This window comes from Xanthobacter sp. BG11Y11_SDJG (assembly GCF_057364445.1).
In genome coordinates, this window is sequence record NZ_JBNFNU010000358.1 from 1 (window position 1) to 4,327 (window position 4,327).

At 71.2% G+C, this 4,327-nt stretch carries 6 protein-coding genes and 1 pseudogene; 6 read left to right on the forward strand and 1 reads right to left on the reverse strand.

Features of this window, described 5'->3' with window-relative positions; translation table 11 throughout:
- The 4 genes from AC2W7M_RS20610 to AC2W7M_RS20625 form a co-directional block, all read left to right on the forward strand.
- The coding region (locus AC2W7M_RS20610; RefSeq protein ID WP_486134516.1) for a peptidoglycan -binding protein at positions 1-718 on the forward strand (718 nt) is incomplete at its 5' end.
- A gap of 41 nt (positions 719-759) precedes the next feature.
- Complete coding sequence (locus AC2W7M_RS20615; protein ID WP_486134517.1) at positions 760-987, forward strand: hypothetical protein; 228 nt, start codon at positions 760-762, stop codon at positions 985-987.
- 20 nt (positions 988-1,007) lie between these two features.
- The gene (locus AC2W7M_RS20620) at positions 1,008-1,286 is read left to right on the forward strand and encodes a type II toxin-antitoxin system RelE/ParE family toxin (RefSeq protein ID WP_486134519.1); all 279 of its coding nucleotides are present in this window, start codon (positions 1,008-1,010) and stop codon (positions 1,284-1,286) included.
- A gap of 10 nt (positions 1,287-1,296) precedes the next feature.
- Complete coding sequence (locus AC2W7M_RS20625; RefSeq protein WP_486134521.1) at positions 1,297-1,779, forward strand: GNAT family N-acetyltransferase; 483 nt, start codon at positions 1,297-1,299, stop codon at positions 1,777-1,779.
- Here the strand turns inward: AC2W7M_RS20625 and AC2W7M_RS20630 are convergent.
- Positions 1,763-3,573: pseudogene (locus tag AC2W7M_RS20630) on the reverse strand (ABC transporter transmembrane domain-containing protein). The gene AC2W7M_RS20625 and the pseudogene AC2W7M_RS20630 overlap by 17 nt on opposite strands.
- 116 nt (positions 3,574-3,689) lie before the next feature.
- Here AC2W7M_RS20630 and rpmE point away from each other — a divergent pair.
- The gene (gene rpmE / locus AC2W7M_RS20635) at positions 3,690-3,914 is read left to right on the forward strand and encodes a 50S ribosomal protein L31 (protein ID WP_121621499.1); all 225 of its coding nucleotides are present in this window, start codon (positions 3,690-3,692) and stop codon (positions 3,912-3,914) included.
- A 65-nt stretch (positions 3,915-3,979) separates the two neighbouring features.
- Positions 3,980-4,327: hypothetical protein (locus AC2W7M_RS20640; protein WP_486134523.1), on the forward strand; the 348-nt coding region annotated here is incomplete at its 3' end.

Here is a 4,327-nt window from a genome sequence, read left to right on the forward strand (position 1 = left end):
CCCAGGCCAGTCGGCGCCGGCGGCGCCCGATGCCCGCCGCGAGGATGCGCTCAGGCGCGAGCGCGATGCCAGCCTCGACGCCGCCGCCCGCGCGGCGGATCAGATCGCCCTGCTGAACCAGCAGATCGCCGCGCTGCGGCGGCAGATGGCGGCGCTGGAGGAGGCCCTCGGCGCCTCGGAGAAGCGCGACCAGGAAAGCCAGGCGCGCATCGCCGACCTCGGCCGGCGCCTCAACGTGGCCTTGGCCCAGAGGGTTCAGGAACTCACCCGCTTCCGCTCGGAATTCTTCGGCCGCCTGCGCGACATCCTCGGCAACCGGCCGGACATCCGCGTGGTGGGCGACCGGTTCGTGTTCCAGTCGGAAGTGTTCTTCGATCCCGGCTCGGCGGTGCCCAAGCCCGAGGCGCTGCCCCAGCTCGACAAGCTCGCCTCGGCGATCCTGGAATTGGAGAAGAACATCCCGCCCGACATCGACTGGGCGCTGCGCATCGACGGGCATACCGACAACCGGCCCATCGCCACCGCGCAATTCCCCTCCAACTGGGAACTGTCGGCGGCGCGCGCCATCGCCGTGGTGCAGTATCTCATCAGCCGCGGCGTGAGCCCGCGCCATCTGATCGCGGCCGGCTTCGGCGAATACCAGCCCCTCGACACCGGCACCTCCGACGAGGCGCGCGCCCGCAACCGCCGCATCGAGCTGAAGCTGACCGAGCGGTGAGGGGCCTTCCGCCGCCCCTTGGGCGGCGCTAGGATCAAACGATGGACAAGAAGCTGCAGCTCCTGCTGGATCGCCTTCCGGACTGGCCGCAGATGGCCCAGGACGAGGCCGTGCGCCAGCTCGCCGAGATCGAGCGCGCGCAGGTCCCGCCCTATCGGCTGTCGGCAGCGGAGCGGACGGCGGTGGATGAGGCTTTGGCTGAGGTCGAGGCGGGTGACTTGGTCGCGGACGCCGAAATCCGTGCGCTGTTCGCGCGTTATACCGCATGACACGCCGTCGGTGACGACGCGTGGCGGGCCGGCTGCTCTTCAGCCCCAAAGCGGCAGCGGACTTGCGCGCCATCCTTGATTTCATAGCGAGGGAACGTCCCCAGGCCGCGCGGCGCGTGGTGGTCGCCATCGAAGGCGCCATCGCAATACTGGCAGACCACCCGGAAAGCGGGCGCCAAACGGACGCGCCCGGCGTGCGGGTCCTGACCGTGCCGCGTCTGCCGTTCAAAGTTTTCTATCTGTCGCGGCCGGACGCCGTCACCATCCTCCATGTGCGGCACACATCCCGCCGACACTGAGCAGATCGCCATGACCTACACCCTCGAAGACGCCCGGCCCGAGCATGCCCCGCAGATGATCGATTTGTGGGTCGCGAGCTGGGCCAAGGCCATGCCGGAGATCGATTTCGAGGCGCGCCGGCCGTGGATCATCGAGCATCTGGCGAAGCTCGCGGCAGGCGGAGCGCGCGTGCGCGTCGCGCGCGCGGCTGCGACGGGCGCGCTCGCCGGCTTCGTCGTGATCCATCCCGGCACCGGCTATCTCGACCAACTTGTGGTCGGCCCCACCTTCTGGGGGCAGGGCGCCGCCGAGGCGCTGATGGACGAGGCGCGGGCGATCTCGCCCACCCTGGTCGCGCTCGACGTGAACCAGGACAATCCGCGCGCCGTGCGCTTCTACCAGAAGATCGGCCTCGCCATCGTCGCCGAGGGCGAAAACCCGCTCTCCGGCCGGCGCACCTTCCGGATGGAGTGGCGGCCGGACGGATCCCGTCCGCTCAGTTGCCCTGGCTGAACTGGAGCGTGGCGAGGCGGGCATAGAGGCCGCCCTTGGCCACGAGTTCGGCATGGGTGCCGGTGTCGACGATGCGCCCGTCCTCCATCACCAGGATGCGGTCGGCGGACAGGACCGTGGCCAGCCGGTGGGCGATGACGAGGCTGGTGCGCCCGGCCATGGAATGCTCCAGCGCGGTCTGCACCAGCTTCTCGCTCTCCGCGTCGAGGGCGCTGGTCGCCTCGTCAAGCAGCAGGATCGGTGCTTCCCGCAGGATGGCGCGGGCGATGGAGATGCGCTGGCGCTGGCCGCCGGACAGCGTGACGCCGCGCTCGCCCACCGGCGTGTCCCAGCCTTCGGGCAGCTTCTGGGTGAACTCGTCCACCAAGGCGGCGCGCCCGGCGGCCTCCACCTCGGCGTCGGTGGCCTCCGGACGGCCGAGGCGGATGTTGGCGCGCACCGTGTCGGCGAAGATCACCGCCTCCTGCGGCACCATGGCCATCTGGCGGCGCACGGCCTCAGGGTCGCAGAGCCGGATGTCGTCATCGCCGAGCAGGATGCGGCCGCCTTGCGGGTCGTAGAAGCGCTCCAGAAGCTGGAACACCGTGCTCTTGCCGCCGCCCGAGGGGCCGACCAGCGCCACCCGCTCGCCCGGGCGGATCTCGAACGAGACGCCGTGCAGCGCCGGCGCGTCGGGGCGGGTCGGATAGGCGAAGCTCACCTCGTCGAAGCGGATGGCGCCCGAGACGCGCGCGGGCAAGGCCAGCGGGCGCTCCGGCGCCTTCACCTGCGGCTCGGCCTTCAGCAGTTCGCCGATGCGCTCGGCGGCGCCGGCGGCGGCGGAGACTTCGCCCCAGGTCTCCGACAGGTTGCCGAGCGAGGCGGCGGCGAGCACGGCATAGAGCACGAACTGCGACAGCTCGCCCGATGTCATGGTGCCGTTGAGCACCGACTGCGCGCCGGCCCACAGCACCGCGACGATGCTGGCGAACACCAGGAAGATGGCGATGCCGGTGAGCCAGGCGCGCGAGCGCGAGGCGGCGAGCGCGGCGCCGTAGGCGCGCTCCACCTCGCCCTCGAAGCGAGCGCGGGCGGCGCCCTCGGCGCTGGACGACTGGAGCGCGCGCATGGCGGAAACCGCCTCCGACGCATAGGCGGAGGCGTCCGCCAGCGTGTCCTGGGCGAGGCGCGAAAGGCGGCGCACCTTGCGGCCCGAGGCCATGAGCGGCAGGACGATGATCGGGATCGCCACCAGAACGAGGCCGGACAAACGCGGGCTCGTCACCACCATCATCGCTACGCCGCCGAGGCACAAGACGAGGTTGCGCAGCGCGGTGGAGGCGGAGGCGCCGACCGCCGACTTGATCTGCGTGGTGTCGGCGGTGAGGCGCGAGGTGAGTTCGCCGGTGCGCGCCTGGTCGTAGAAGGCGCCGTCCAGCGAGACGAGGCGGGCGAACACGGCGGTGCGCAGGTCCGCCACCACCCGCTCACCCAGGGTTGTTACGAGGTAGTAGCGGGCGGCGGAGGCGGCGGCGAGCACCGCCACCACAGCCACCAGGACGGCGAAATAGCGGTCGATCATGCCCTGGTGGTCGACGGCGAAGCCGAAATCGATCATCCGCCGCACCGCCACCGGCAAGGCGAGGGTGGCAAGGCCGCGGTCAGGATCGCGCCGAGCGCCGCCAGCATGCGGCCGCGGCAGCGCGAGACGTAGGGCCACAACCCGGCGAGCGGCTTCAGGTCGCGCCGCGCCTTGGGGCGCTGCCGGGGCGGGGGTTCGGGGTCACGCGCGCCGGGCGCGAGATCGGTGGTCAGGCCGGCTTGTGTCAAAGCATGCACTCGGCTATAGACCCGCCACTTCCGGCAGGAACCGAAATTGAGCGTCGCGGCGCCCTGTAAAGGGGCACGACGCGGCGAAAAGGATTGAACCGATGAAGAGCGACATCCATCCCGACTATCACTTCATCAAGGTGGTGATGACGGACGGCTCGGAGTACACGACCCGGTCGACCTACGGCAAGGAGGGCGACACCCTTCAGCTCGATATCGATCCGCGCACCCATCCGGCCTGGACCGGCGGCAGCCAGCAGATCATGGACCGTGGCGGCCGCGTGTCGCGCTTCAAGAACAAGTTCGGCGCGCTTCTCAAGAAGTGATCTCCGGGGCCGGCCGGCGCGCCATGCGCGCCCACGCCGCAGGCCCGAGGCAGACCTAGCGTCCCGTGCTCTCGACCAGTCGGAGCCGGCGGGCGGCCGGAAGGCCGCCGCCGCGGCTCTTTGCGTTCGGCCTGGGCGTGGAGGATGTCGGCCGCGTCCTCCCTGTCCTGGGCCGCAAGCGCGCGCCGCAGGCCCGCGAGCCGCGCGGCGTCGGCCTGAAGCGCGGCGGGCCATTGCGTGGCGTCGGCTGGGCAGGGGGACAGACGCTCCATTTCGCGCCGGGCAGCCTCCGCAGAGAGGTCGCCCTCGCGCACCGCCCGCAGCAGCAGAGCGGCGAGCGCGGTTCCTCCACGAAGCGCGAGAATGCGGCGTGTTCGCTCGCGGCCGGCTCCTGCCCGGCGCGCGGCTCCGCA